Consider the following 21537-nt stretch of genomic DNA (forward strand, 5'->3'; position numbering starts at 1 on the left):
AGGAGGCACGCCCGGCAGCGGCGGAAGCTGCGGCGGGACCAGCCAGGGCGGTAACAGACCCGGCGGCTGAGGTGCCGTCGTCGTCGGGGGTGTCGGCGGCATTCCGCTGGGCGTCAACGTCGGGAACGTCGTGACGATCGTGTTGGTCGGCTCCGTCGTCGTCGTGGTGGGCGCAGTGGTGGTCGTCGGACGCCACGTGGTGGACGGCACGGGCCGCGGTGCGGGAGTGGTGACGCTGGGCTTCGGCACCCACGTATATCCGGGGGGCGGCTGTGGCGGCGACGGTTCCGGCCGGGTGACGTCGTAGAGCCAGGTCGCCCCGATGAGAGAGACGATCAGCACGGCCGTGGACGTCCTGATCCGAATCTTGTCGCGGAATTTCTTGGCGCGGGACAGAATCCTTTCCATCAGCGCGCCCTCGCCGGGTTCACTCATTCGAGATCACTCCGCTTCACGACCGGCTGCGGCTTGGTGTCGACACCTTCGTCGCGACCGTCGTCGCGCTTGGCATCACGTTTCAGCTCACCGGAGCTCGACGACGACATCGTGCGCACCACCGGGCGGCTGTCCCCCACCAACGCGACACCTGCCTTAGCCAGGGCCGCAATCACCTTGGCGCGTAACCGCCGTCCCACTTCGAACTGCTTACCGGGCAGCGACCGCGCCACCATGCGCACGTTGACCCGGTCCACCTCGATGCTCTCCACACCCATGAGTGACGGGGCATCGAGCAGCAGCTGCGAGAGATCGCGGTCTACGAGCGCCTGCTGGCAGACGTCGTACAACACATCGTTGACCCGGGCCAGGTCGACGCTCGTCGGCACCGGGATGTCGACGACCGCGCGTGCCCAATCCTTGGAGAGGTTGACCGCCTTGACGATCAACCCGTTGGGGATGGTGATCACCTCGCCCTCGGTCGACCTCAACTTGGTAACCCGCAGGGTGACCTCCTCGACGGTCCCTCGGGACTCGGTGGTCTGCCCCTGCACATACAGCTCCACAAGATCACCGAAGCCGTACTGCTTTTCGGTGATGAGAAAAAACCCGCTCAACAGGTCCTGAACGACACGCTGCGCGCCGAAACCGAGCGCACCGCCCAACACCGCGGCCGGACCCGCCAGCCCGCCTATCGAGATCCCCAGGACCCCAACGACGTGCACGGTGGTGATGACGACGACAAGCACCACGACAAACCAGGAGACCACCGAAGCGAGCGCCTGCCGGTGCTTGCTGGCTTCCGAACGGACCAAGGCGTCGCTTTGGGTGAACGAGCGGTCCAGCCGACGGGTGAGCTTTTGGGCACCCCAGTTGATGAAGCGGATCAGAATGACCGCACCAAGCACGGCAATGACGATCCGCAAACCGTTGTCGAGCAGCCAGCGTCCAACCTGGCTGGACCACAAGGTGTTCCAGCGCTCTGCTAGGCGAAGACTCGCCGCACTGAACTCAGCGGCGCTAGTCATCTCGCCGATTGCGCCAGCGGATCCCGGCCTCGAGGAATCCGTCGATGTCCCCGTCGAGCACCGCCGCGGGGTTGCCCACCTCGTGCTCGGTACGGAGGTCCTTCACCATCTGATAGGGCTGCAGCACGTACGAGCGCATCTGGGTACCCCACGAGCTACCACCGTCGCCCTTGAGCGCATCCATTTCGGCACGCTCCTCATGGCGCTTACGTTCCAGCAGCCTGGCCTGCAGCACGCGCATCGCCGCGACCTTGTTCTGCAGCTGCGACTTCTCGTTCTGACAGGTGACGACAATGCCCGTCGGGATATGCGTGAGCCGCACCGCCGAGTCGGTGGTGTTCACCGACTGCCCGCCCGGTCCGCTCGATCGATAAACGTCAACACGCAGATCGCCTTCGGGAATGTCGATGTGATCGGTCGTCTCCACCACCGGGAGCACCTCGACATCGGCGAACGAGGTCTGCCGCCGACTCTGGTTATCGAACGGGCTGATCCGCACCAACCGGTGCGTGCCCTGCTCCACCGACAACGTCCCGTAGGCGAAGGGTGCATGCACGGCGAAGGTGGCGCTCTTGATACCCGCCTCTTCGGCGTAGGAGGTGTCGAACACCTCGATCGGATATTTGTGCGCCTCGGCCCAACGGATGTACATGCGCATGAGCATTTCGGCCCAGTCCGCGGCGTCCACGCCGCCGGCGCCGGATCGGATGGTGACCACGGCCTCGCGCTCGTCGTACTCGCCGGACAACAGCGTCCGGACCTCCATTGCCTCGATATCCTCGCGCAGCTTGGCACGATCGACATCAGCCTCGGCAGCCACCGAGGCGTCATCACCTTCTTCGGCAAGCTCGTACAGCACCGGCAGATCATCGAGGCGCTGCCGTAACGCCTCGACCCGCCGCAGCTCGCCCTGCGCATGCGAGAGCTGGCTCGTCACCTGTTGAGCGTGAGCCTGGTCGTCCCACAGGTTGGGGTCGGCGGCGTTTTCCTCGAGCGTCTTGATCCGGCTTCGCAGGCCGTCGACGTCGAGAACACGCTCCACCGTGGTGAGAGTCGTGTCGAGGTCAGCGATATCGGCTTGGCAGTCCAGATCCACAACAGTTCAGGCTACCGGGCAGATCGTGCCGCCCACTCCAACCCGATGTTTACGTGCCGACACCCTGCCTGCCGTGGGTGATCGAGGTGATGTGGTCGGCGCTGAATCTCAGCCGATTGCCCGCGTCCGCGACCTCGGCTTCGGTGAGGCGGTCGGGGGTTCCCAACACGCTGAGCATTACCGCCACCTCCCCGTCGCCGCCGAAGACGGGCGCGCCGAGAAACCCGATCCGTCGTGGCTCGCTGAAATCGATCGGCTCGCCCATTCGCGCCAGCAAGGCCGCGAGCATCGATTGGATGGTGTCGAGCCTCTCGCCGACAGAGCCGTGGCGGGCAGCCGCGCCGTATTGCAGGTAGAACTTGTCAACGCGATCGCTTTGCACAGACGCGAAATAGCCTTGCCGGCGAATGCCGGCCAACATGGCTTGCATCCCGGCCCACAGCTCGTCGGTGATCACCTGAGTCGCACGCAGCAGCCATCGACGCACCGCGTCCTCCGGCGCCCAGGCCATAAACACCAGACCGGCAGGCGCGGCGAGCCGAATACGTTGCCCTACCTGGTAACTGGCACCGGCGGGCGATCGACCGTGCGATGCGATCACCGCGACGTCCTCTCCGGCAATCATCGACGCCGTACACGCCGTACCGAACTGCGTGGCGAGTTGCTTCACCTCCGCATCCACCACGTCGGCGATCTCAAAGCGCACCCGTGCCGCGTGACCGGTGATCAGCATGGAGGGACCGATGGAATACGTCTTGTGGCGGGGGTGGCGGACTATGTACCCGCCCTCCGTGAGCGCCTGAAGTATCGCGAGCGTGGATGCGGGGTTGACGCCGACGGCCTCAGCGATCTCGGTCATCGACAGCGGCTGCGTGGGTCGACCTGCCAGGTAGTCGAGGATTTCGGTGGCACGCACAACGGCGGGTGCAGGCTTCGTCATTCGCACCCCAATCGGGTCATCGCGCTGCTAATATTCGTTGGTATTTGATATATCGAATTTGACGAAGAAATGCAATATTTAGCCGCCTAGCTACCTGGGGGACCCGCTCCACATGTACTCCTTCGGGCAACAGCTAGCCGCTCTACCAAAATCAGAGTATGGCCCGTGGGCCGTCATCGCCGCTGGAGAGACCGAAACCGCGGCCGCATTCGCACGCCATATCGCCGCAAACGGCATCAACATCGTCCTTGCGGCACACGGAGGGAGAGCCGATGCGTACACGCTGACCATGACTGCCGGCGTGAGTGTCCGAACCACCTCTCCCGACGTCTTCACCGGCGAGCTCGCCGTGGCCACCGACGATATCGACGTGGGTCTACTGGTATGCGTCACCGACGAGGATGCCGCCGGTGGCCGCTTCGGCGAATCCGACTTGAACCGAATGCGCACGCTCTATCTCACCCACCGGTTTGGGCAGAGAATCGCCGACCGCGGCGAGGGCGGCGTCATCATGGTGAGATCACTGGCAACACAAGGAATTTTCCACCACACCCAGCCACGCAACGCCGATTCGACGTTCACGTCGGGCATCCAGGATGACCTGCGCCGGCAAGACGTAGAGGCTGTCCTGTTCGACGATTATGTACCGCATCGGCCCGCGATGGATGCCGACGATCTCGCACTGATGGCATTGGCCCGGCTCGGACGGCGACGACACCGCCATTGTCGTCACGAAGTCGACCAGACGGACATCCACTCAGCACGTCGAGTCAACTGACGCCTTCCCCCATCGAGCCTGTATTCAGAGCGCGATCTGAGCCGGAACCTCGATCGCACCGCAGTCTCGTCGGGGTCTCCCCAACCAAACTGACGCACTGGTAAGTTCCTGACCGTGAGTCAGGATACGAAAACCGCCCCCCAGACCGAACTGCTGCACCCGACCCAGGACGAGTTCGCCGAATTCGACGGCGAAACCCGTCGTCTCCTCAAGGCGACCGTCGATTGGTTCGAGGAGCGCGGGAAGACCCGGCTCCTCCAGGACTACGTAGACAAGGTCTTCTACCAGGACTTTCTGGACTTCGCGGCACGCGAGAAGCTGTTCGCGACTTTCCTGACCCCCGCCGCCGACGGCGCCGGGAACGCCGATAAGCGCTGGGATACCTCCCGCGTGGCCAAGCTCTCGGAGATCCTCGGCTTCTACGGCCTCAACTACTGGTACCCGTGGCAGGTGACCGTGCTCGGACTCGGTCCGGTGTGGCAGAGCGCCAACCCCGACCCGCGCAAGCGCGCCGCCGACCTACTCGACGGCGGTGCCGTCGCTGCCTTCGGTCTGTCCGAGCAGGCCCACGGCGCCGACATCTACTCCACCGACCTGGTACTCACCCCGGTCGAGGGTGGCGGATACAAGGCATCCGGCAGCAAGTACTACATCGGCAACGGCAACTGCGCCCGCATCGTCTCGGTCTTCGGCCGCGTCGAGGGCCGCGACGGGCTGGACCAATATGTGTTCTTCCTCGCCGACAGCGAGCACCCCAACTACCGGGTGGTCAAGAACGTGGTGCCGTCCCAGATGTACGTCGCCGAGTTCGAACTGAACGAGTACCCGGTGAGCGAGGACGACATCCTGCACGTCGGTGCCGACGCCTTCAGCGCGGCGCTCAATACCGTCAACATCGGCAAGTTCAACCTGTGCTTCGGCGGGATCGGCCTGTCCACCCACGCCTTCTACGAATCAATCACCCACGCCCACAACAGGATCCTGTACGGCAACCCCGTCACCAAGTTCGACCATGTGCGCCGTGAGTTCGTCGACGCCTACGCCCGGCTGCTGGGAATGAAGCTGTTCAGCGAGCGGGCAGTGGACTACTTCCGCACCGCCAACGCGGAGGACCGGCGCTACCTGCTGTTCAACCCGGTAACCAAGATGAAGGCCACCACCGAGGCCGAGAAGGTGCTGGCGCTGCTGTCGGACGTCGTGTCAGCGAAGGGTTTCGAGAACAGCAGCTACACCGCAGCCGCCCGGATCGACGTCACCGGCTTGCCCAAGCTGGAGGGCACGGTGGCCGTCAACCTCGCGCTGATCCTCAAGTTCATGCCCGCCTACCTGCACCACTCCCAGGATCTGCCGATCCCCGGGGTACAACTGCAGGCCGCCGATGACGAGTTCCTGTTCAACCAGGGCGCGGCAGCTGGCCTGGGCAGGGTTCAATTCCACGATTGGCGCAAGGCCTTCACTGAGAACGCCGGCATCCCCAACGTCGCGGCCTTCACCGAGCGGGCCGAGGCATTGGCCAGCCTGGTGGCCGCCGAGAAGGACGCCATCAAGAGCGCCGGCCTGGACCTGCAGCTCTCCATCGGCGAGCTGTTCACGCTCGTCGTATACGGCGGGCTGATTCTGGAGCAGGCCAAACTGCGCGGCACCGACGCCGCGCTCCTCGATCAGATCTTTGAGATCCTCAACCGGGACTTCTCGCAGTATGCGGTCGACCTGCTCGGCAAGCGTGAGGCCACCGCCTCACAACGGCAGTGGGCCAAGGACGTTATTTCAGAACCGGTATTCAATTCCGAACGCTTCGATGAGATTTGGAATCGGGTCGAGGCACTGTCCGGTACTTACGAAATGCGGGCCTAGTCCGCACGTCTACCGACGCACCCTCGGAACCGTCGCTAGCATCGGTGGGGTAACCCGTCCGCACAGGACCGCGGCCAGCCCCCTGTCGGCCAGCCCATAGCCGACGACAGCTGCTGCCTTGGCGGGCAGATAAGGACGTACGAGGGTGCGCGCCGTTCACGTCGCCATCGTCGGTGCCGGACCCTCCGGGTTCTTCGCCGCCGGATCGCTGCTCAAACACTCCGATTTCGACGTGCATGTCGACATGCTCGAGATGCTGCCCACCCCTTGGGGTTTAGTGAGGTCGGGCGTTGCGCCCGATCACCCGAAGATCAAATCGGTCAGCGCGGTGTTCGAGAAAACGGCGACGCACCCGCGTTTCCGGTTCTTCGGCAACATCGAAGTCGGAGTCCAGATCACCGCAGAAGAGTTGGCGTCTCGCTATGACGCGGTGATCTACGCGGTGGGAGCCCAGTCAGATAAGCCACTGGGCATCCCGGGCGACCACCTACCCGGCTGTGTGGCTGCCGTCGACGTGGTGGGCTGGTACAACGCCAATCCCACGCATCAGGACGTGACGGTGGACCTCTCGGGAGAGCGCGCCATCGTGGTGGGCAACGGCAACGTGGCACTCGACGTGGCACGCATCCTGGGCATGGACCCGGAGTCGCTGCACACCACAGATATCGCCGATCGCGCGCTGGATTCTTTGGACCACAATGCGATCCGCGAGGTGGTGATCATCGGAAGGCGCGGTCCCCTGCAGGCCACCTTCACACCGCTGGAACTGCGCGAAATGGGCGAGCTGCCCGGTGTCGACGTGATCGTGGACCCCGATGACCTAACCGGCATCAGCGACGAACAGCTTGCGGCCGCACCCAAGCCCACCCGCACCAACATCGAGACCTTGCGCAAATACTCCGAGCGGCCGCACACCGAGGGCAATCGCCGCGTGGTGTTCCAGTTCCGAACCTCCCCCATCGAGCTACACGGCGACGGCGAGGTGGAATCAATCACGTTGGGCCGCAATGAGTTAGTCGAGGAGGACGGATACATCGTCGCCCGTGACACTGGTGAGCGCGTAACCCTGTCTACCCACCTGGTGGTGCGCGCCATCGGATATCGCGGGGTAGCGGTGCCCGGGTTGCCCTTCGACTCGCGGCGCGGGGTCATTCTCAACAGTGCGGGACGCATTGAGGACCGCGACAACGAATATGTGGTCGGCTGGATCAAGCGAGGCCCTGTCGGCGTCATCGGAACCAACAAGAGCGACTCGCAGGGGACGGTCGACACCCTGCTCGCCGAGCTGGTGACCGCCGAACTGGGTGCCGCACCCGATGCCGCCGCACTCGAGGAATGGCTATTGGGTCACGAGCCACACATCGTGTCTCAATCCGATTGGCTGACCATCGATTCACGCGAGCGCGCCACCGGTGAACCACAGGGGCGCCCCCGAGTGAAGCTTGAGACGGTGCCCGAGCTGCTGGCCGCGACCGGACGACACGGAGAGCCGTGATGCTGGTCTTCGCGCAGGCGGCTCATCCGTGACCGTCCACATCGTGGTGTCACAGGTCATGCCCGCCGGCTGCGAGCAGACATTCGAGCTGATTCACGATTACGACCGACGGCTGGAATGGGACACCCTGCTACGCCGCGCATACCTGGAAGGCGGCAGCTCCGACGTGGGCGTCGGACCCTTGGCCTCGATCACCGATCCTTAACATCCCCTTAGAATTCTCTTATTTTCCTTATTTTTCGGGTACCTTCGCCCCTATGACTGAACACGCGGTGGTAATCGCTGGCGCCGGGCCGACAGGACTGATGCTGGCGGGCGAGCTGGCGTTGGCGGGTGTAGACGTGGCCATTGTCGAGCGGCGCGCGACCCACGACCTGGACGGGTCGCGCGCGGGCGGCATGACGTCACGCACCCTCGAAGTGCTGGACCAACGCGGGATCGTTGACCGGTTTCTACCCCAAGGATTTACCGCACCCGTCGCGCATTTTTCCGCGCTCCTTCTGGATATGACCGGCCTGCCGACCAGACACACATTCGGATTGGCGCTGCTGCAATACCGCATCGAGCGCACCCTCTCCGAATGGGTCGGCGAGCATGGGGTGCCGATCTATCGAGGGCGTGCGGTCACCGGGTTCAATCCATCCGACGACGCCGTCGATATCGAACTCTCCGATGGCTCGACGCTGGGCGCGCAGTATCTGGTTGGCTGCGACGGTGGACGCAGCCTGGTCCGCAAGATCACCGGCATCGAATTCCCAGGTTGGGATCCATCGACCAGCTGCCTGGTCGCAGATGTCGAGGTAATCGAGGAACCGGAGTGGGGTATCCACCGCGAGGGCGCCCTGCATTCCTTCTTCAAATTCGAAGAGGGAGGTCCCGTTCGAGTCTTGGTAACCGAGCCGCAGCTCGGCCGAACAGGTGAGCCAACCCTCCGCGACCTCAGCGAGGCGCTAGTCGCCGCTCGCGGCACTGACTACGGAATACACAGTCCCACATGGATTTCCCGATTCACCGATGTGACCCGGCAGGCTGCGACATACCGCAAGGGACGGGTGCTCCTTGCCGGTGACGCAGCCCATGTGCACTTCCCCATCGGCGGGCAGGGCCTCAACACCGGCGTCCAGGACGCAGTCAATCTCGGTTGGAAGCTAGCCCAGGTCGTCAATGAGACGTCGCCCCAAAGCTTGTTGGACACCTATCACACAGAACGGCACCCTGTCGCGGCTCGGGTGCTCCACAACACCATGGCACAAACCGCACTCAGCCGCTCCGGCAAGCGGGTTGACGCGCTGCGCGACATCATCACTGAGCTGTTCACCTTCGACACGCCACGACGCCACATCACGGCGATGATGAGTGGCCTGGACATCCACTACGACATGGGCCCCGGACATCCCCTCCTTGGACGGCGCATGCCGGATCTCGATGTGCTGACCAGCGATGGCATCGTGCGCGTGTTCACACTGCTGCACGATGCGCGCGGTGCGCTTCTCAACCTGGGCGCACCCATCACTGGCACCTCAGGATGGTCACATCGGGTCGACGCCATTGACGCCGAATACGTTGGCCCATGGGAGCTTCCGGTCATAGGTGTCGTCAAGGCTCCCGAGGCGGTGCTGATCCGACCGGACGGGCACGTCGCCTGGGTCGGCGACGGCACGGCCAACGGGCTCAACGACGCGTTGCATACATGGTTCGGGCCGCCTTGTTACAGCGGCGGCGGTTCGTAATACCGCGGAGGCGGTTCGTGCTTCTTCGCCGGATCCTCCGATGACGACGAATCGTCAACGGGTCCCGGTGGCGGCGGTGTTGCGGGCGGGGGTGGCGGCGGCACCGGATCGATGTTTTCGATCGACGGCGCCCCGCTTGGATACTGCTGCGGCGCAGGGCCAGGTGATGGAGCCAGCAGCACATCCCAGCGCTCGGGATTCTTCGGCGAGTACAACACGGGAATCAGATCACCGATGCGTGGCCAGTCGCTGACATCGCGCACGATCTGCCGGTAGGTGATGTACTCGGCGACCGTTGGACCGTTGAGCGCGCCGCTGATTGTGACCAGCTGCCCGCCGATCACTCCCTCGGGGCGGGGACTGACCCCGGTCACCAACAGGGTTCCTTCCACCGCGTTCATACCTGGCTGAGCCTGCCTGCCGCGTCGCACCTGCATGATGACGAGAGCGAGCGAGCCGCCGATCAGCAGTAGTGCCAAAAATTCCCACACACTGCCATGGTAGGACTGCAGGCATGACGCCCACCGTGTCCTTGCGCGAAGATCGTCGGCTGGCACTCGAATTGGCTGATGCCGCCGATGAAATCACCACGTCCCGGTTCGGCGCGCTCGATCTTCGGGTGGACACGAAACCCGACCTGACGCCGGTGACCGATGCGGACACCTCGGTGGAAACCGTCCTGCGCTCGCTGCTGCACCGATCACGCCCGGAGGACTCGGTGCTCGGTGAGGAGTACGGCGGGGACTTCGAAGGACACGGCCGACTGGGCCGAAGCTGGGTGATCGACCCCATCGACGGCACCAAGAACTTCGCGCGCGGCGTCCCCATCTGGGCCACGCTCATCGCATTGCTTGTCGACGGCGTACCCGTCGTCGGCGTGATCAGCGCGCCAGCACTCTCGCGGCGCTGGTGGGCGGCGGAGGATCTGGGCGCATTTTCACGTGTCGGCGCAGCAGAACCCCGACAGATTTACGTCTCCAAGGTGGACCAGTTGGCGTCCGCAAGCCTGTCGTTCTCCAGCCTGTCGGGCTGGGCCGACCGAGGCACGCGTGACCGATTCCTCGACCTGACCGACGAGGTGTGGCGCGTCCGTGGGCTCGGAGACTTCTTCTCGTACTGCCTGGTGGCCGAGGGGGCGGTCGACATCGCCGCCGAACCCGAGGTCTCGCTGTGGGACCTGGCCCCGCTGGACATCCTGGTCCGCGAGGCCGGTGGGCGATTCACGAATCTGGCAGGTGAGGCCGGGCCACATGGCGGCAGCGCGGTGGCCACCAACGGGTTGCTGCACGACGAGGTACTGAGCGCGCTCTCGTAACTCCGCCTCCTCACACCAGAAACCCGGTGTGACGTGCACCTCGTTTTGTGCGGATCTTACCGCTTAGTAAGATACGGTTTCTTACTTCGGAGTAAGGTTCCGATCAATCTCCCCGCACACCTTTTATTGACCCCAGAAACGGCTGGTGACATGACCAACACGCTGACCCCGAGTCGCGACAAGAAGACCGCCAAGGCTAAGAACCCGGCGAAGTACGAGACCGGCGTCGGCCTGCAGAAGCACAAGCGTGGCGCGATCGACATCCTCATCGCTGTGCTGACCCCGATCGCGGGATCGGAGCTGCTGGACAAATACAACCTTCGCAGCGCTTTCAACAAGGGTCTGTTCGAGAGCACCAAGGGCATCTTCACCACACTCGGTATCGCCAACCGCACCTTCAAGAAGATCAACGGCAGCAAGGGCGGACCGAAGCGTCTCGACAAGGCGAACGCCGACTTCTTCGACCTCAAACCCGAGGACGAGCAGAAGATGATCTCGGACACCGTGATGGAGTTCGCCGTAGAGGTCATCCGTCCGGCCGCCTACGAATCCGACAAGACCAAGACCTACCCGGCTGATCTGCTGACCAAGGTCGCCGAACTGGGCGTCACCGCGATCAATATCCCCGAGGACTTCGACGGGATCGCCTCACAGCGCTCCACCGTCACCAACGCCCTCGTGGCCGAGGCGCTTTCGTACGGCGACATGGGCCTGGCGCTGCCGATCCTGGCGCCGTCCGGTGTCGCCTCCGCGCTGACCAACTGGGGCAGCGCCAATCAGCAGGCCACCTACCTCAAGGAGTTCGCGGGCGAGAACGTCCCGCAGGCCTCGGTGGTCATCGCCGAGCCGCAGGCGCTGTTCGACCCGTTCAGCCTCAAGACCACGGCCACCCGCACCCCCAGCGGCTTCCGCCTCAACGGCGTGAAGTCCCTGGTGCCCGCTGCGGCCCAGGCCGAGCTGTTCATCGTGGCCGCCAACCACAACGGCCGCCCGACGCTGTTCATCGTCGAGTCCGGCGCTGAGGGCATCACCATCGAGGAAGACTCGAGCATGGGTATCCGCGGGGCAGCCCTGGGACGCCTGAACCTCAACAATGTCGCCGTCCCGGCCGCCAACATCCTGGGCGAGGACGGCGCCGACGAGTCCGACTACTCCGAGGCCGTCGCCCTGGCACGCCTCGGCTGGGCCTCCCTCGCGGTCGGTACCGGCCAAGCCGTGCTCGACTACGTGATCCCCTACGTCAAGCAACGCGAGGCGTTCGGCGAGCCCATCGCCCGCCGCCAGGCCGTCGCCTTCATGTGCGCCAACATCGCCATCGAGCTCGACGGGCTGCGCCTGGTCACCTGGCGCGGCGCCTCCCGCGCGGAGCAGGGCCTGCCCTTCATCCGCGAGGCCGCGCTGGCCCGCAAACTCGCCACCGACAAGGGCATGCAGATCGGCCTCGACGGTGTACAGCTGCTCGGCGGCCACGGCTTCACCAAGGAGCACCCGGTGGAGCGCTGGTACCGGAACCTGCGCGCAGTCGGCGTCGCCGAAGGCGTTGTCATTCTCTAAGCCCTAGTCCCCCTCTACTTTCTCAACTACACGAAAGTCTTTTCATGGCAATCAATTTGGAACTCCCCAAGAAGTTGCAGGCAGTCGCCGAGAAGGGGCGCCAGGGCGCCACCGAGCTGATGAGGCCCATCTCACGCAAGTACGACCTGGCCGAGCACACCTACCCCATCGAGCTCGACACCCTCGAGACCCTCTTCGCGGGGGTCAGCGCGGCAGGCACACTCGAGTTCGCCGGCGCCGACGCCTTCCGCGCCGAGGAGAACACCAAGAAGCAGAATGTCAACGGCTCCAACATGTCCGCGCTGCTCAACGCCCTTGAGGTGAGCTGGGGCGACTGCGGCTTGCTGCTCTCGATCCCCTTCCAGGGCCTGGGTAACGCCGCTGTATCCAGCGTGACCAGCAAGGAAGACGGTGACCGGTTCGGCAAGATCTGGGCCGCCATGGCCATCACCGAGCCGGGGTTCGGATCGGACTCTGCCGCGGTCACCACCACCGCCAAGCTGGACGGCGACGAGTACGTCATCAACGGCGAGAAGATCTTCGTCACCGCCGGTTCGCGTGCCACCCACATCGTGGTGTGGGCGACGCTCGACAAGTCCAAGGGCCGCCCCGCCATCAAGTCGTTCCTGGTACCGCGTGAGCACCCGGGTGTGACCGTGGAACGGCTCGAGGAGAAGCTCGGCATCAAGGCCTCCGACACCGCCGTCATCCGGTTCGAAAACTGCCGTATCCCCAAGGATTACATCCTCAGCGATCCGGAGATCAACACCGAAAAGGGCTTCGGCGGTGTGATGAGCACCTTCGACAACACCCGCCCGATCGTGGCCGCCATGGCCGTGGGCGTGTCGCGGGCCTCGCTGGAGGAGCTGCGCAAGATCCTCGAGGACGCCGGTATCGAGATCTCCTACGACAGGCCGCCGCATGCCCAGCACGCCGCCGCCGCCGAGTTCATCCGGATGGAGGCCGACTGGGAATCGTCGTACCTGCTGACCCTGCGCAGCGCCTGGCAGGCCGATAACAACATCCCCAACTCGATGGAAGCGTCGATGGCCAAGGCCAAGGCCGGCCGGGTCGGCAGCGATATCACCCTCAAGGCCGTCGAAATGGCAGGAACCACCGGCTATTCCGAGCGCACGCTGCTGGAGAAGTGGGGCCGGGACTCAAAGATCCTGGACATCTTCGAGGGCACCCAGCAGATCCAGCAACTGGTCGTCGCCCGCCGCCTGCTGGGGCTGAGCTCCGCAGAGCTCAAGTAACGCGTCAATCAAGATCCATTGCGGCCCTTCCGGGACTCACCCGGAGGGGCCGCTGTGGTTTGCGCCTCAGGCGATCCGGACCCCGCGCGGCAGCGTCTCGACCGGCACGCGCAACCGACGGATCGCGACCAGCACGCCCAATACGCCGATCAGAATGTTGACCGCGAGGCCCAGGTACCACGTGTGGCCGACGAATCGGCTCTGATATTCGCGGTCTTCCAACCAATCACGAGAGTCATCAGCACACCGCATGTCTTGCGCGTCATCCGTTCCCGAACGCAGCTCGGAGACCGTACGCCCCAGTGACAGCAATATCGTCTCCTGCTCATAGTGCACAACGTCGCCACGCCATTGCGGCCTGGCAGTCAGGGCCGGGTCGGTCTGCGCGACCACATCGGCGGTCACCACGAACGGATTCGGCACCAACAGCCACCAGGTTCGCTCCATGTGCGTCACGGTGATCTCACGTTGCACCTCCATGCAGGCACCGCGTTTCCCGCCGTGGTATTCCGAAAACGGCCGAAGCACAACGACTGTCTCCCGCACGAACGGGGTGAGCAAGCCCATGATCGCCGGCAGACCAAGGATCATGAAGAACACTGTCAGCTGGGTGAGAACGGCCGAGCTCACCGGGCGCGCAGACAGCGCCGAGAACCCGAGCCCAATTCCGCAGTAACACAGGAACAACAACGCAGCCACGACGATCCCGAGCAGCGAAGTAGCGATCGAATAGGGTGCCACCAACGCCGCCCAGATCAGATAGGGCGCCGACACCACGAGAAGGGCCAGCGAGGCGGCCCAGCCCCCGAGCAACTTGCCGAGAGCCAGCTGCACCGCCGTAATCGGGGTCGCCTGCACCACCGCCAAGGTCGCATCCTTGCGATCGCCGTTGATCGACGTCGCCGTCATACTGGGTGCAACCACAAGCCCGAGCAGCAGTACGAATCCGCCAATCATCGCGTAAAAATCCCGGGCCCAGCCATCAGCCGAACCATCACCAGTAGCGGTTGCGGCGTAACGGGACCCGAACACCAGCAGCGAGATGGCCAGGAAGGCCACCGCCAGAGTCATCCGCCATCGAGTGGTCCGGATGCGCTGGCGCAGTTCCAATCCGGCAATAGTCCCGACGGGCTGCCACCATGTCGTCATGTGCGGTCCGCCTCCAATGCGAAGTAGGAATCCTCCAGCGCGTTCGTCGCCCGGGCGAACTCCAGTACCGGCGCCCCGGAACCGACTGTGCGTGCAAGGTACTGGGCCGCTTCATCATCGTCGGCGAAGGTCAGATAGGTCGACGCACCAACGGCCTGGCCCAGCAGGCGGATTCGCCAGGTGGTCGTGACCGCAGCCGGTGGCGGCGCGGTGCGGCCCGCACTCATCATCACCACGTGGTCAACCATTTCCGCCAACTCGGTGAGGATGTGCGAGGACACCAGGACGGCACACCCTGAATCCGCCAGAGCGCGAAGCGAATCACGCAATTCGAAGCGGGACCTTGGGTCCATACCCGAAGCGGGCTCATCGAGCAGCAGCACCTGCGGTTCGTGCACCAGGGCCCGCGCAAAGCCCAGCCGCTGCTTCTGCCCCCGCGAGAGTTCCTGCGCGGGGCGATCGGCGAACTCGGTCAAGTGCACACCGGCCAGCAGCCTTGCCGCACGTTGCCGCGCTTGTGCCGCTCGCTGACCGTAGAGGCGCCCGAACGCGACCAAGATCTCCTCGGCGGTCAACGATTCCCACGTGCCGAACACATCCGGCATCCACCCCACCCGTTCGCGGAGCCGCACGGCGTCCACCGCCTCGCCGTCCATTCGGATAGTGCCACCGGAGGGCAGCAGCAGACCCGCCAGCATGAGCAATAACGTGGTCTTTCCGGCACCGTTCGGGCCTACCAGCCCGGTAATTTGGCCAGGCGCGAGAGTGATGTCAGCCTCGGCCACCGCAACGTGACGCTTGAATGTCCGCGCGAGCCCCTTCGCAACCAGAGTCATGATCGCCGATGTTAGCTGAGTGTCACCCACCGCTCCGGTATCTGGAATGGTCCACTTCGGATAGGCTGCGCTGGTCTGCTAGGCACACATTGCTTTGCTTCAACTTCTGGAGGACTTCATGGCATGGGTTCGATCTGGTCTGCTGACGGTCACCGCGTGTGCCCTCATGTCGTTCAGCGCCGGCGTTCCGGTTGCCAGCGCCGATGAGTCGACCTGCGCTGCAATCGACCACATGTCGAAGGCCGTCGACGACCCCGCCAACAACGGCCCGATCGTCACCGAGGCCCTGATGTACCTGCGCGCCGACAATCCCGCCTACTCCGGCCTGGACCGTCAGTACGAGGCCATCGGTCAGGCCCGGGATATGTGGGGACGCGCCAACGACGGCGTCCGGGCCAACCTCGGTGATATCACCGAGCCCGCTGCACGCGAACAACTCACCGCGTACGCCGACGGTCTCAGCGGTGCCTACGACCTCGCCGGCGCCTGGCTGGCCGCCACCCCCGAGGTGCGCTCCTCCCCCGAGATCGTTGACCGTGGCTCCGCGGTCAGCGGCCTGTTATTCGACGGCGGCAACAACTTCCACGTCCTGGCCAATATCTGCAACGGAGGCGCTCGCTAGGCGTGCGTCTCGATCCCATCGATGCGCGCCACCGCTTCCGGGCGGCGGCGATAGCTCGGTTGGCGACGGTGGACGAATCCGGTGTCCCGCATCTCGTTCCGGTGACATTCGTCGTCGCTGATAACGTCATCTGCTGGGCGGTTGATCACAAACCGAAGTCGCGCAACGATCTACAGCGCGTGCGCAACATCTCCGCCAATCCGACCGTCAGCTTCCTGGCAGACCACTATGACGAGGACTGGGCAGCCTTGTGGTGGGTCCGCGCCGATGGCGCCGCACGTATTCTCGACACACCCGACACCAAGTGGATTGCCTTGCTGGCCAACAAGTATCGGCAGTACCGCGAGACACCGCCAACCGGTCCGATGGTGCTGACCGACATCACCCGCTGGAGCGGATGGGCGGCCTCCGCTACTCAAGTCTGATCTATTCGGGCCTGATGCCGTCGCGCTCGCAGTCCGCGAGCAGTAGCCGTTTGATGACCTTGCCGGTCGATGTCCGGGGCAAGGTCTTCATGAAATACACATCGCGGGGCACATGGAACTTGCTGAGCCGATTCTTGATGAAGGCTCGCACCATGTCTCCGTCCAGGCCGGCGTCCTTGTGCAGCACGACGAACGCGGACAGTCGCTGTCCGAAGCTGTCGTCGGTGGTCCCAACTACGGCCACGTCGGCAACCTGAGGCAGGAAGGACAACGCGTCCTCCACCGGTCGCGGGAAAACATTCTCTCCACCGGAGATGATCATCTCGTCGTCTCGGCCATCGATGTACAGGCGCCCATCGGCGTCCAGATGTCCCAGATCGCCGGTGTCCAGCAGACCGTTCACCGACGCCGGTGACGGATCAGCCACATACCCGTCGAACAACATCTCATTGCCGACGAAGATTCGGCCCGTCACACCGCGCGGCACCGGGCGCCGGTCGGCGTCGAGAATCGCGATGGTGGTGCCCAGCGGTGGCCGTCCCACCGTGGTCGGTGCGGTTTTGAGGTCTTCGGGGTCGGCGATGGTCGCCCAGGACACCTCGGTGGATCCATAGAAGTTGTGCAGAACGTCACCAAACGCGTCGGTAAACCGTTGCACCAGCGAGGCATTCAGGGGCGAGCCACTGCAGGCGACCAGACGCAGGCTCGACGTGTCGTACTTCTGCCGCACCTTGGCGGGCAAATCGGCGATGCGCTGCAACATGATTGGCACCGCGATCAGCGTCGTCACGCGGCGGGTCGCGATGGCCCGCAAGCACTCCTCCGGATCGAACTTCTCCTGCAGAATGACCGCTGCCCGCAGCGGTGTGCTGATCTGCAGACAGCCCAGCCCCCACGAGTGAAAGATCGGCGCTGAGATGAGCATGGTCTCGTCCATCTTCATCGGCATCCGCGAAAGCATCGCCGCGATGACGGCGAACCCACGCGGCGTCGGCCGCAACGCCCCCTTGGGCGTCCCGGAGGTACCCGAGGTCTGCACCACCTGATGGCCCGGACGGGTCGGTGGCAACACCCCAGGCTTGTCGGTCACCATGAAATCGTCGAGCCCTCGGCGCCCACTGACGGCACTGCGTCGGCCGGTGCTGATGAGCTCGACCTCCCATGGCACGTATCTGACGAGCTCGTCGAGATCGTCGTCCACGAAGACTTTGGTGAGGTTGTTACGGGCCACAGCAATCTGGATTTGAGTTGCCGCCAGCGCGTTGTTGAGCAACATCACGTCCACACCGAGCATCCCGAAGGCAATCAGGCACTCGACCATGGCAATGTTGTTGCGAGCCAGCAGGCCAATCTTGGATGTCTCGTTGATGCCGTCGCGCATGAGACCGGTGGCCAACCCCTCGGCGCGCCGGTCAAGTTGCTCGAATGTCAGCTGCCCGGCGTCGTCTGCGATCGCGAGCTGCTTGGGGGCTCGCGCGGCGGCCGCCGCATATCCGCCCTGGAGGGTGAATCCCCACCGCGCCAGTGAACCCAGCTGGCGAAGTCCGCGGTCGGGGCGCGGGATGCGCACCACGCCCACACCGATCATCAGCCGGGCGATGCTGACCTGAAGATTTCCGTTATCACCCATGCTCGACACTGTGGATGTAGGCGCGCCGGACAGATAGTCGTCAATTCTGTCCAGTCCGCCCATCAACCATTGGTTGACGGCGACGCTCGGCTTCTTGACACCCGGAGGCAGAACGGCACCCGCCCGCAACACCGTGATACGGACCCGGGTCTGCGCGGATCGTTCCTCGAACAGGCGGACGGAGATCAGCCCGTCGTTGTCGACACCCTCAATCGTGAGGCTCTCTTTGGTATTGCTGAGGATTAGCCGAACACGGGTCTTCGCCTTCGCGGACAGCACCACGTATTCGGGGTCCGGCCCTGCCTCGGTGTTCTCGATCAAGGTCTCGCAGGAACCGACCCCAGTGAAGAACATGGGGTACATGTCGGGAGAGCTGATCAGCTCCCACACCAGCCCACGCGGGTGCCTGAGCAACTTGTCGCAACTAATTACATCAGCGACCATATCCATCGTCCTACCTGCGGTTTTCCGTCCTGCACCGCGCGAGCGTACCCGATGACGTGGATCACTGCCCAATAACTGTTGTGGTTCTTATCACTGACGTGACCAGATAGCTGAGTGCCGCTCGAAGCGCATTGCAGGCAACGAGAACGGGGCGCCGCAACCGGCTAATCACCGGCGACGCGGCGCACGGCAGGGCCGCGCGAGCTTTCGGTAAACGAACCCACGGCGCTCCCCTGCCCCAGGCAGCGCGCCAGTTGGCCCCTCCCTAGATGTGCGGAGCCTCGCGGATCTTGCTGCTGTCGTTCCCGAGTGTCTTGCAGTACATCGTGACCGACGTGCGCGTCGCGGAGATCTCCAGGTTCGACGCGTCACGCCCACGTTGATCCTTGAGCATCTTGCTCACCGCATCGTTCTGCTTCTGTTCCTCGGCGGAGATGAAGTCCTTGCATTTTGTGTCGCCACCCTGGTTGAGGACACCCGAGCACCCCGTCAGCAGCCCGACTGCCACAAAACCGGTTCCAGCCAACACCTTCAGAGCGGTCATGTCGTGACAGTAGCTCACGGGAGAACCCGACTCCGGCAAGATGTACGTTGAGCCAGAGATAGGGAGGGCCATGTTCCATCTATTCAACGAGGGCACGCGGCAGGTCATCATGATCGCGCAAGAAGAAGCGCGCGAACGGCGGCACAACTACCTCGGTGCCGAACACCTCCTGCTGGGTCTACTCGGCGAAGGGGCCGGACTCGGTGCACGGACGCTCGCGTCGGCCGGAGTTCGGCCCGAGAATGGGGCACGGGTGGTTCAACAGGTCGTCCCGATGGGCCAGGAGCCACCGACGGAGAAGATCCCGTTCACACCGGGGGCCCAACGGACACTTGAGCTGGCGACGACGGCGTCAACGAGCCGACGGCACAAAGAGATCTGCACCGGCCACATACTGCTGGGTCTCATCGACGCGGCCGATCCCGTGATCATCCAAATATGGGAGCGTCTCAGCGTGGATGTTCTCGACCTCTGGGATAGCGTCCGAGCGCACCTGGACGAAAACCTCGGCGACTAGGCATCCACAGCTTGTGATTGCGCGGCGATGCTCTGCTCGCCTGCGCTCGCAGCCCGCCGCAGCGCCCCGTACTCCCCGATGTATCCGGCGATACTGCCTACCGCGGGCAGCATTCCGAGGTAACGGAAGATCGGCTTGGGCTGCGGCCGCTTCTCCAGCTCGTCGCCGATCGCCCGCAGGATGCCGGCAAGGTGCCACAAGGTGCGGGCCAGCGCGAACGGCGACCAACTCCGCGGTGTTTCCGGCTCTTGATCGTCGGCACCGGCCAGCGTCACATCGCTGAGGGTGCGATTGCACAACACCTTTGCGAGCAGGCGAACCTGCTCTTGGTGGTTGTCGATTCCGAGCTCGCGGGCAACGGCGCACAGCACGATGGCCTGGTTCGAGAATCCCAGGAGATCCTGCACCGGCAACCGAGCCGCGAGCACCCCGAAAATCCCTGGGAAAGCAACGAATACGGTGTTGACCGCACCGACGCGCTGCACCCACCAGTGCGCCTTCCCGTGGGTGTCCAGCTTCTCCCACGCTTGCGTGCCCGGGGTGGTGGCCGTGTTCAGGGCGCACGCAAGGGCATCCAACGCCTTGTCGAGGACTCCTTCACCCGCACCCAGCTCGTAAGTGCGTTCCTTGAAGCCGAACGGATCGGACTCCGCCAGCACGGAGAGCACCGGGTTGATCACCCGTACCGCGCGGCTCAGCGCATCGGCGATATCGGCATCGGTGAGCACGGCAGTAGGCAGCGCGATGAGACCCATGCGTCCATCATCTCGCGGCAGACATCGACGCGCGCGACGGGGATCGACTCTCCCGAATTCAGATCGTCAAATCGCCACGGCGTGAACGTGATCGGGCGTACTGTGCCCTCAGCACAACAAGATAAGGATGGGCAGGGCTGACCCGTGGCACTCGCAGCAACTCTGATCACCGCCTGCACCACTGCAGTCGGTGCGACAGCATTCGGCGCTTCGCTCGCCATCACTCCGCAGCCTCCGGACACCGTCCTCTATGTCATCAGTTCAGATCGCCCGATATCCGCGATCACCTGGAGAGACAGCCTTGGGCATATGCGCGAACAGCCCGTCGATGGCACTCAGCACACCTGGGCCTGGACCTTCACCAGTGACATCACCGATCCGCCGTACTTCGTCAGCGCCCAATCCGCCGGGGCCGCAGTGACGTGCCGCCTGATCATCAACGGCAAGGTCAAGGTCGAGGACACCACCGCGGGCCAGGATTCAACGGCTACCTGCCACGGATAACCCTGGCACGCTAGCCGCGCTGCTCAGCGGTGCTTCGCGACGGTCAGCAAGACCGCTGAATCAGCCAAGGCCTCCAGCGAGTGCCGGGCATCGGGGATCTCTATCAGATCACCGGCACGACCGTCCCAATGTTCGTCGCCGACCACCAAGCGAACCGAACCCTGGATGACGTAGATGGTCGCCTCACCCGGGTTCTCGTGTTCGCCGAGCTTGGAACCCTGCCGCAATACGATCACCGTTTGGCGCAGGACTCGTTCATGGCCACCGACGACGGTGTCCGCGGCGTTGTGACCCTCGCGAGTGCGCTCGAAGAGCTGACGTATCAATGCCTCGATCGAGCGCTTCTGCATACCTGTCATTCCATGCCCCGCGGGCGGGCCCGTCAACCCCTGCTCGGGAAATGAAAACGGCCCCCGGAGTCAGACTCCGGGGGCCGTCTTACCTAGTAGCGGGGACAGGATTTGAACCTGCGACCTCTGGGTTATGAGCCCAGCGAGCTACCGAGCTGCTCCACCCCGCGGTGGTGAACACAAGGTTACCGGGCGCGTGCGCTGTCACCAAATCGCTTGCCTGGCCTGCATGTTCTCGGCACCAATAGCGGCTTTGTCCCTGCCACTTGCGCTTTCACGC

General features: G+C 64.1%; 23 protein-coding genes and 1 tRNA gene. 13 read left to right on the top strand and 11 right to left on the bottom strand.

Going from position 1 to position 21537, the window contains the following annotated elements:
• Positions 1 to 100: 100 nt before the first annotated feature.
• Entirely contained in the window at positions 101 to 307 is a 207-nt protein-coding gene (locus AB0H22_RS01305) for a hypothetical protein (protein WP_180749678.1), read from the top strand.
• A 124-nt stretch (positions 308 to 431) separates the two neighbouring features.
• Here AB0H22_RS01305 and AB0H22_RS01310 read toward each other — a convergent pair whose 3' ends face one another.
• The 3 genes from AB0H22_RS01310 to AB0H22_RS01320 are packed head-to-tail and all read right to left on the bottom strand — an operon-like array spanning position 432 to position 3499.
• Positions 432 to 1463 carry a mechanosensitive ion channel family protein gene (locus tag AB0H22_RS01310; protein ID WP_180748395.1) on the bottom strand — a complete coding sequence of 344 codons (1032 nt, stop codon included), beginning with the start codon at positions 1461 to 1463 and terminating at the stop codon, positions 432 to 434.
• Positions 1456 to 2559, bottom strand: a complete 1104-nt coding sequence (gene prfB / locus AB0H22_RS01315) for a peptide chain release factor 2 (RefSeq protein WP_180748396.1) — start codon at positions 2557 to 2559, stop codon at positions 1456 to 1458. The genes AB0H22_RS01310 and prfB overlap by 8 nt, the downstream gene beginning before the upstream one ends.
• 49 nt (positions 2560 to 2608) lie before the next feature.
• Positions 2609 to 3499, bottom strand: coding sequence for a helix-turn-helix domain-containing protein (locus tag AB0H22_RS01320; RefSeq protein ID WP_358144278.1), 891 nt, complete (start codon positions 3497 to 3499; stop codon positions 2609 to 2611).
• 112 nt (positions 3500 to 3611) lie between these two features.
• Here AB0H22_RS01320 and AB0H22_RS01325 point away from each other — a divergent pair, with 112 nt between their 5' ends.
• From AB0H22_RS01325 to AB0H22_RS01345, 5 genes are all read left to right on the top strand, one after another.
• Complete coding sequence (locus AB0H22_RS01325; protein WP_358144281.1) at positions 3612 to 4277, top strand: short-chain dehydrogenase; 666 nt, start codon at positions 3612 to 3614, stop codon at positions 4275 to 4277.
• Positions 4278 to 4391: 114 nt separating this feature from the next.
• Positions 4392 to 6131, top strand: coding sequence for an acyl-CoA dehydrogenase (locus AB0H22_RS01330; RefSeq protein ID WP_180748399.1), 1740 nt, complete (start codon positions 4392 to 4394; stop codon positions 6129 to 6131).
• A 145-nt stretch (positions 6132 to 6276) separates the two neighbouring features.
• Entirely contained in the window at positions 6277 to 7626 is a 1350-nt protein-coding gene (locus AB0H22_RS01335) for an FAD-dependent oxidoreductase (RefSeq protein ID WP_180748400.1), read from the top strand.
• A gap of 28 nt (positions 7627 to 7654) precedes the next feature.
• Positions 7655 to 7831 (top strand): hypothetical protein, encoded by a 177-nt coding sequence (locus AB0H22_RS01340; RefSeq protein WP_358144283.1) that lies wholly within the window; start codon positions 7655 to 7657, stop codon positions 7829 to 7831.
• A 52-nt stretch (positions 7832 to 7883) separates the two neighbouring features.
• A complete protein-coding gene (locus AB0H22_RS01345; protein WP_358144286.1) occupies positions 7884 to 9356 on the top strand; it encodes an FAD-dependent monooxygenase in 1473 nt (490 codons plus the stop codon).
• Here the strand turns inward: AB0H22_RS01345 and AB0H22_RS01350 are convergent.
• Entirely contained in the window at positions 9335 to 9847 is a 513-nt protein-coding gene (locus AB0H22_RS01350; protein WP_180748403.1) for a DUF3592 domain-containing protein, read from the bottom strand. The two genes, AB0H22_RS01345 and AB0H22_RS01350, sit on opposite strands and share 22 nt — an antisense overlap.
• Before the next feature lie 23 nt (positions 9848 to 9870).
• Between AB0H22_RS01350 and hisN the strand changes: the two genes are divergently transcribed.
• The 3 genes from hisN (at position 9871) to AB0H22_RS01365 (ending at position 13481) form a co-directional block, all read left to right on the top strand.
• Entirely contained in the window at positions 9871 to 10671 is an 801-nt protein-coding gene (hisN, locus tag AB0H22_RS01355; protein ID WP_358144289.1) for a histidinol-phosphatase, read from the top strand.
• 150 nt (positions 10672 to 10821) lie between these two features.
• Positions 10822 to 12225 (top strand): acyl-CoA dehydrogenase family protein, encoded by a 1404-nt coding sequence (locus AB0H22_RS01360; RefSeq protein ID WP_358144291.1) that lies wholly within the window; start codon positions 10822 to 10824, stop codon positions 12223 to 12225.
• Between the two features lie 44 nt (positions 12226 to 12269).
• On the top strand, positions 12270 to 13481 hold the full coding sequence (locus tag AB0H22_RS01365) for an acyl-CoA dehydrogenase family protein (protein ID WP_180748406.1): 1212 nt from the start codon (positions 12270 to 12272) through the stop codon (positions 13479 to 13481).
• A gap of 66 nt (positions 13482 to 13547) precedes the next feature.
• Here AB0H22_RS01365 and AB0H22_RS01370 read toward each other — a convergent pair whose 3' ends face one another.
• Together AB0H22_RS01370 and AB0H22_RS01375 are read right to left on the bottom strand one after the other, a co-directional pair.
• Positions 13548 to 14630, bottom strand: coding sequence for an ABC transporter permease subunit (locus AB0H22_RS01370; protein WP_180748407.1), 1083 nt, complete (start codon positions 14628 to 14630; stop codon positions 13548 to 13550).
• Positions 14627 to 15466, bottom strand: a complete 840-nt coding sequence (locus AB0H22_RS01375) for an ABC transporter ATP-binding protein (protein ID WP_358144295.1) — start codon at positions 15464 to 15466, stop codon at positions 14627 to 14629. Before AB0H22_RS01375 ends, AB0H22_RS01370 begins: the two co-directional genes overlap by 4 nt.
• A 118-nt stretch (positions 15467 to 15584) precedes the next feature.
• Here AB0H22_RS01375 and AB0H22_RS01380 point away from each other — a divergent pair, with 118 nt between their 5' ends.
• Together AB0H22_RS01380 and AB0H22_RS01385 are read left to right on the top strand one after the other, a co-directional pair.
• Complete coding sequence (locus AB0H22_RS01380; protein WP_358144297.1) at positions 15585 to 16088, top strand: hypothetical protein; 504 nt, start codon at positions 15585 to 15587, stop codon at positions 16086 to 16088.
• 2 nt (positions 16089 to 16090) lie between these two features.
• Positions 16091 to 16513, top strand: a complete 423-nt coding sequence (locus tag AB0H22_RS01385) for a TIGR03668 family PPOX class F420-dependent oxidoreductase (RefSeq protein ID WP_358144300.1) — start codon at positions 16091 to 16093, stop codon at positions 16511 to 16513.
• A 1-nt stretch (position 16514) separates the two neighbouring features.
• On the opposite strand, the gene AB0H22_RS01390 is transcribed toward AB0H22_RS01385, so the two are convergent.
• Together AB0H22_RS01390 and AB0H22_RS01395 are read right to left on the bottom strand one after the other, a co-directional pair.
• Positions 16515 to 18587, bottom strand: coding sequence for an acyl-CoA synthetase (locus tag AB0H22_RS01390; protein WP_180748411.1), 2073 nt, complete (start codon positions 18585 to 18587; stop codon positions 16515 to 16517).
• Between the two features lie 265 nt (positions 18588 to 18852).
• Entirely contained in the window at positions 18853 to 19131 is a 279-nt protein-coding gene (locus AB0H22_RS01395; RefSeq protein ID WP_219602549.1) for a hypothetical protein, read from the bottom strand.
• 70 nt (positions 19132 to 19201) lie between these two features.
• Here AB0H22_RS01395 and AB0H22_RS01400 point away from each other — a divergent pair, with 70 nt between their 5' ends.
• Positions 19202 to 19648: a Clp protease N-terminal domain-containing protein gene (locus AB0H22_RS01400; RefSeq protein WP_255485586.1), complete on the top strand. Its 447-nt coding sequence runs from the start codon at positions 19202 to 19204 to the stop codon at positions 19646 to 19648.
• On the opposite strand, the gene AB0H22_RS01405 is transcribed toward AB0H22_RS01400, so the two are convergent.
• On the bottom strand, positions 19645 to 20403 hold the full coding sequence (locus AB0H22_RS01405) for a hypothetical protein (RefSeq protein WP_180748414.1): 759 nt from the start codon (positions 20401 to 20403) through the stop codon (positions 19645 to 19647). The two genes, AB0H22_RS01400 and AB0H22_RS01405, sit on opposite strands and share 4 nt — an antisense overlap.
• Before the next feature lie 144 nt (positions 20404 to 20547).
• Between AB0H22_RS01405 and AB0H22_RS01410 the strand changes: the two genes are divergently transcribed.
• The gene (locus tag AB0H22_RS01410; protein WP_180748415.1) at positions 20548 to 20907 is read left to right on the top strand and encodes an MmpS family transport accessory protein; all 360 of its coding nucleotides are present in this window, start codon (positions 20548 to 20550) and stop codon (positions 20905 to 20907) included.
• 23 nt (positions 20908 to 20930) lie between these two features.
• Here AB0H22_RS01410 and AB0H22_RS01415 read toward each other — a convergent pair whose 3' ends face one another.
• Both AB0H22_RS01415 and AB0H22_RS01420 read right to left on the bottom strand, forming a co-directional pair.
• Positions 20931 to 21257: a cupin domain-containing protein gene (locus tag AB0H22_RS01415; protein WP_358144304.1), complete on the bottom strand. Its 327-nt coding sequence runs from the start codon at positions 21255 to 21257 to the stop codon at positions 20931 to 20933.
• Between the two features lie 96 nt (positions 21258 to 21353).
• Positions 21354 to 21427 (bottom strand) — tRNA-Met (locus tag AB0H22_RS01420).
• Positions 21428 to 21537: the final 110 nt, after the last annotated feature.

This window comes from Mycobacterium sp. NPDC050853, from assembly GCF_040653875.1.
Taxonomy (GTDB): Bacteria; Actinomycetota; Actinomycetes; order Mycobacteriales; family Mycobacteriaceae; genus Mycobacterium.

Bases quoted from the DNA above. Each gene is read 5' to 3' on its own strand.
- AB0H22_RS01310 (WP_180748395.1), bottom strand. From the start codon at position 1,463: ATGACTAGCGCCGCTGAGTTCAGTGCGGCGAGTCTTCGCCTAGCAGAG.
- AB0H22_RS01320 (WP_358144278.1), bottom strand. From the start codon at position 3,499: ATGACGAAGCCTGCACCCGCCGTTGTGCGTGCCACCGAAATCCTCGAC.
- AB0H22_RS01325 (WP_358144281.1), top strand. From the start codon at position 3,612: ATGTACTCCTTCGGGCAACAGCTAGCCGCTCTACCAAAATCAGAGTAT.
- AB0H22_RS01345 (WP_358144286.1), top strand. From the start codon at position 7,884: ATGACTGAACACGCGGTGGTAATCGCTGGCGCCGGGCCGACAGGACTG.
- hisN (WP_358144289.1), top strand. From the start codon at position 9,871: ATGACGCCCACCGTGTCCTTGCGCGAAGATCGTCGGCTGGCACTCGAA.
- AB0H22_RS01360 (WP_358144291.1), top strand. From the start codon at position 10,822: ATGACCAACACGCTGACCCCGAGTCGCGACAAGAAGACCGCCAAGGCT.
- AB0H22_RS01365 (WP_180748406.1), top strand. From the start codon at position 12,270: ATGGCAATCAATTTGGAACTCCCCAAGAAGTTGCAGGCAGTCGCCGAG.
- AB0H22_RS01370 (WP_180748407.1), bottom strand. From the start codon at position 14,630: ATGACGACATGGTGGCAGCCCGTCGGGACTATTGCCGGATTGGAACTG.
- AB0H22_RS01375 (WP_358144295.1), bottom strand. From the start codon at position 15,466: ATGACTCTGGTTGCGAAGGGGCTCGCGCGGACATTCAAGCGTCACGTT.
- AB0H22_RS01380 (WP_358144297.1), top strand. From the start codon at position 15,585: ATGGCATGGGTTCGATCTGGTCTGCTGACGGTCACCGCGTGTGCCCTC.
- AB0H22_RS01390 (WP_180748411.1), bottom strand. From the start codon at position 18,587: ATGGTCGCTGATGTAATTAGTTGCGACAAGTTGCTCAGGCACCCGCGT.
- AB0H22_RS01395 (WP_219602549.1), bottom strand. From the start codon at position 19,131: ATGACCGCTCTGAAGGTGTTGGCTGGAACCGGTTTTGTGGCAGTCGGG.
- AB0H22_RS01400 (WP_255485586.1), top strand. From the start codon at position 19,202: ATGTTCCATCTATTCAACGAGGGCACGCGGCAGGTCATCATGATCGCG.
- AB0H22_RS01405 (WP_180748414.1), bottom strand. From the start codon at position 20,403: ATGGGTCTCATCGCGCTGCCTACTGCCGTGCTCACCGATGCCGATATC.
- AB0H22_RS01415 (WP_358144304.1), bottom strand. From the start codon at position 21,257: ATGCAGAAGCGCTCGATCGAGGCATTGATACGTCAGCTCTTCGAGCGC.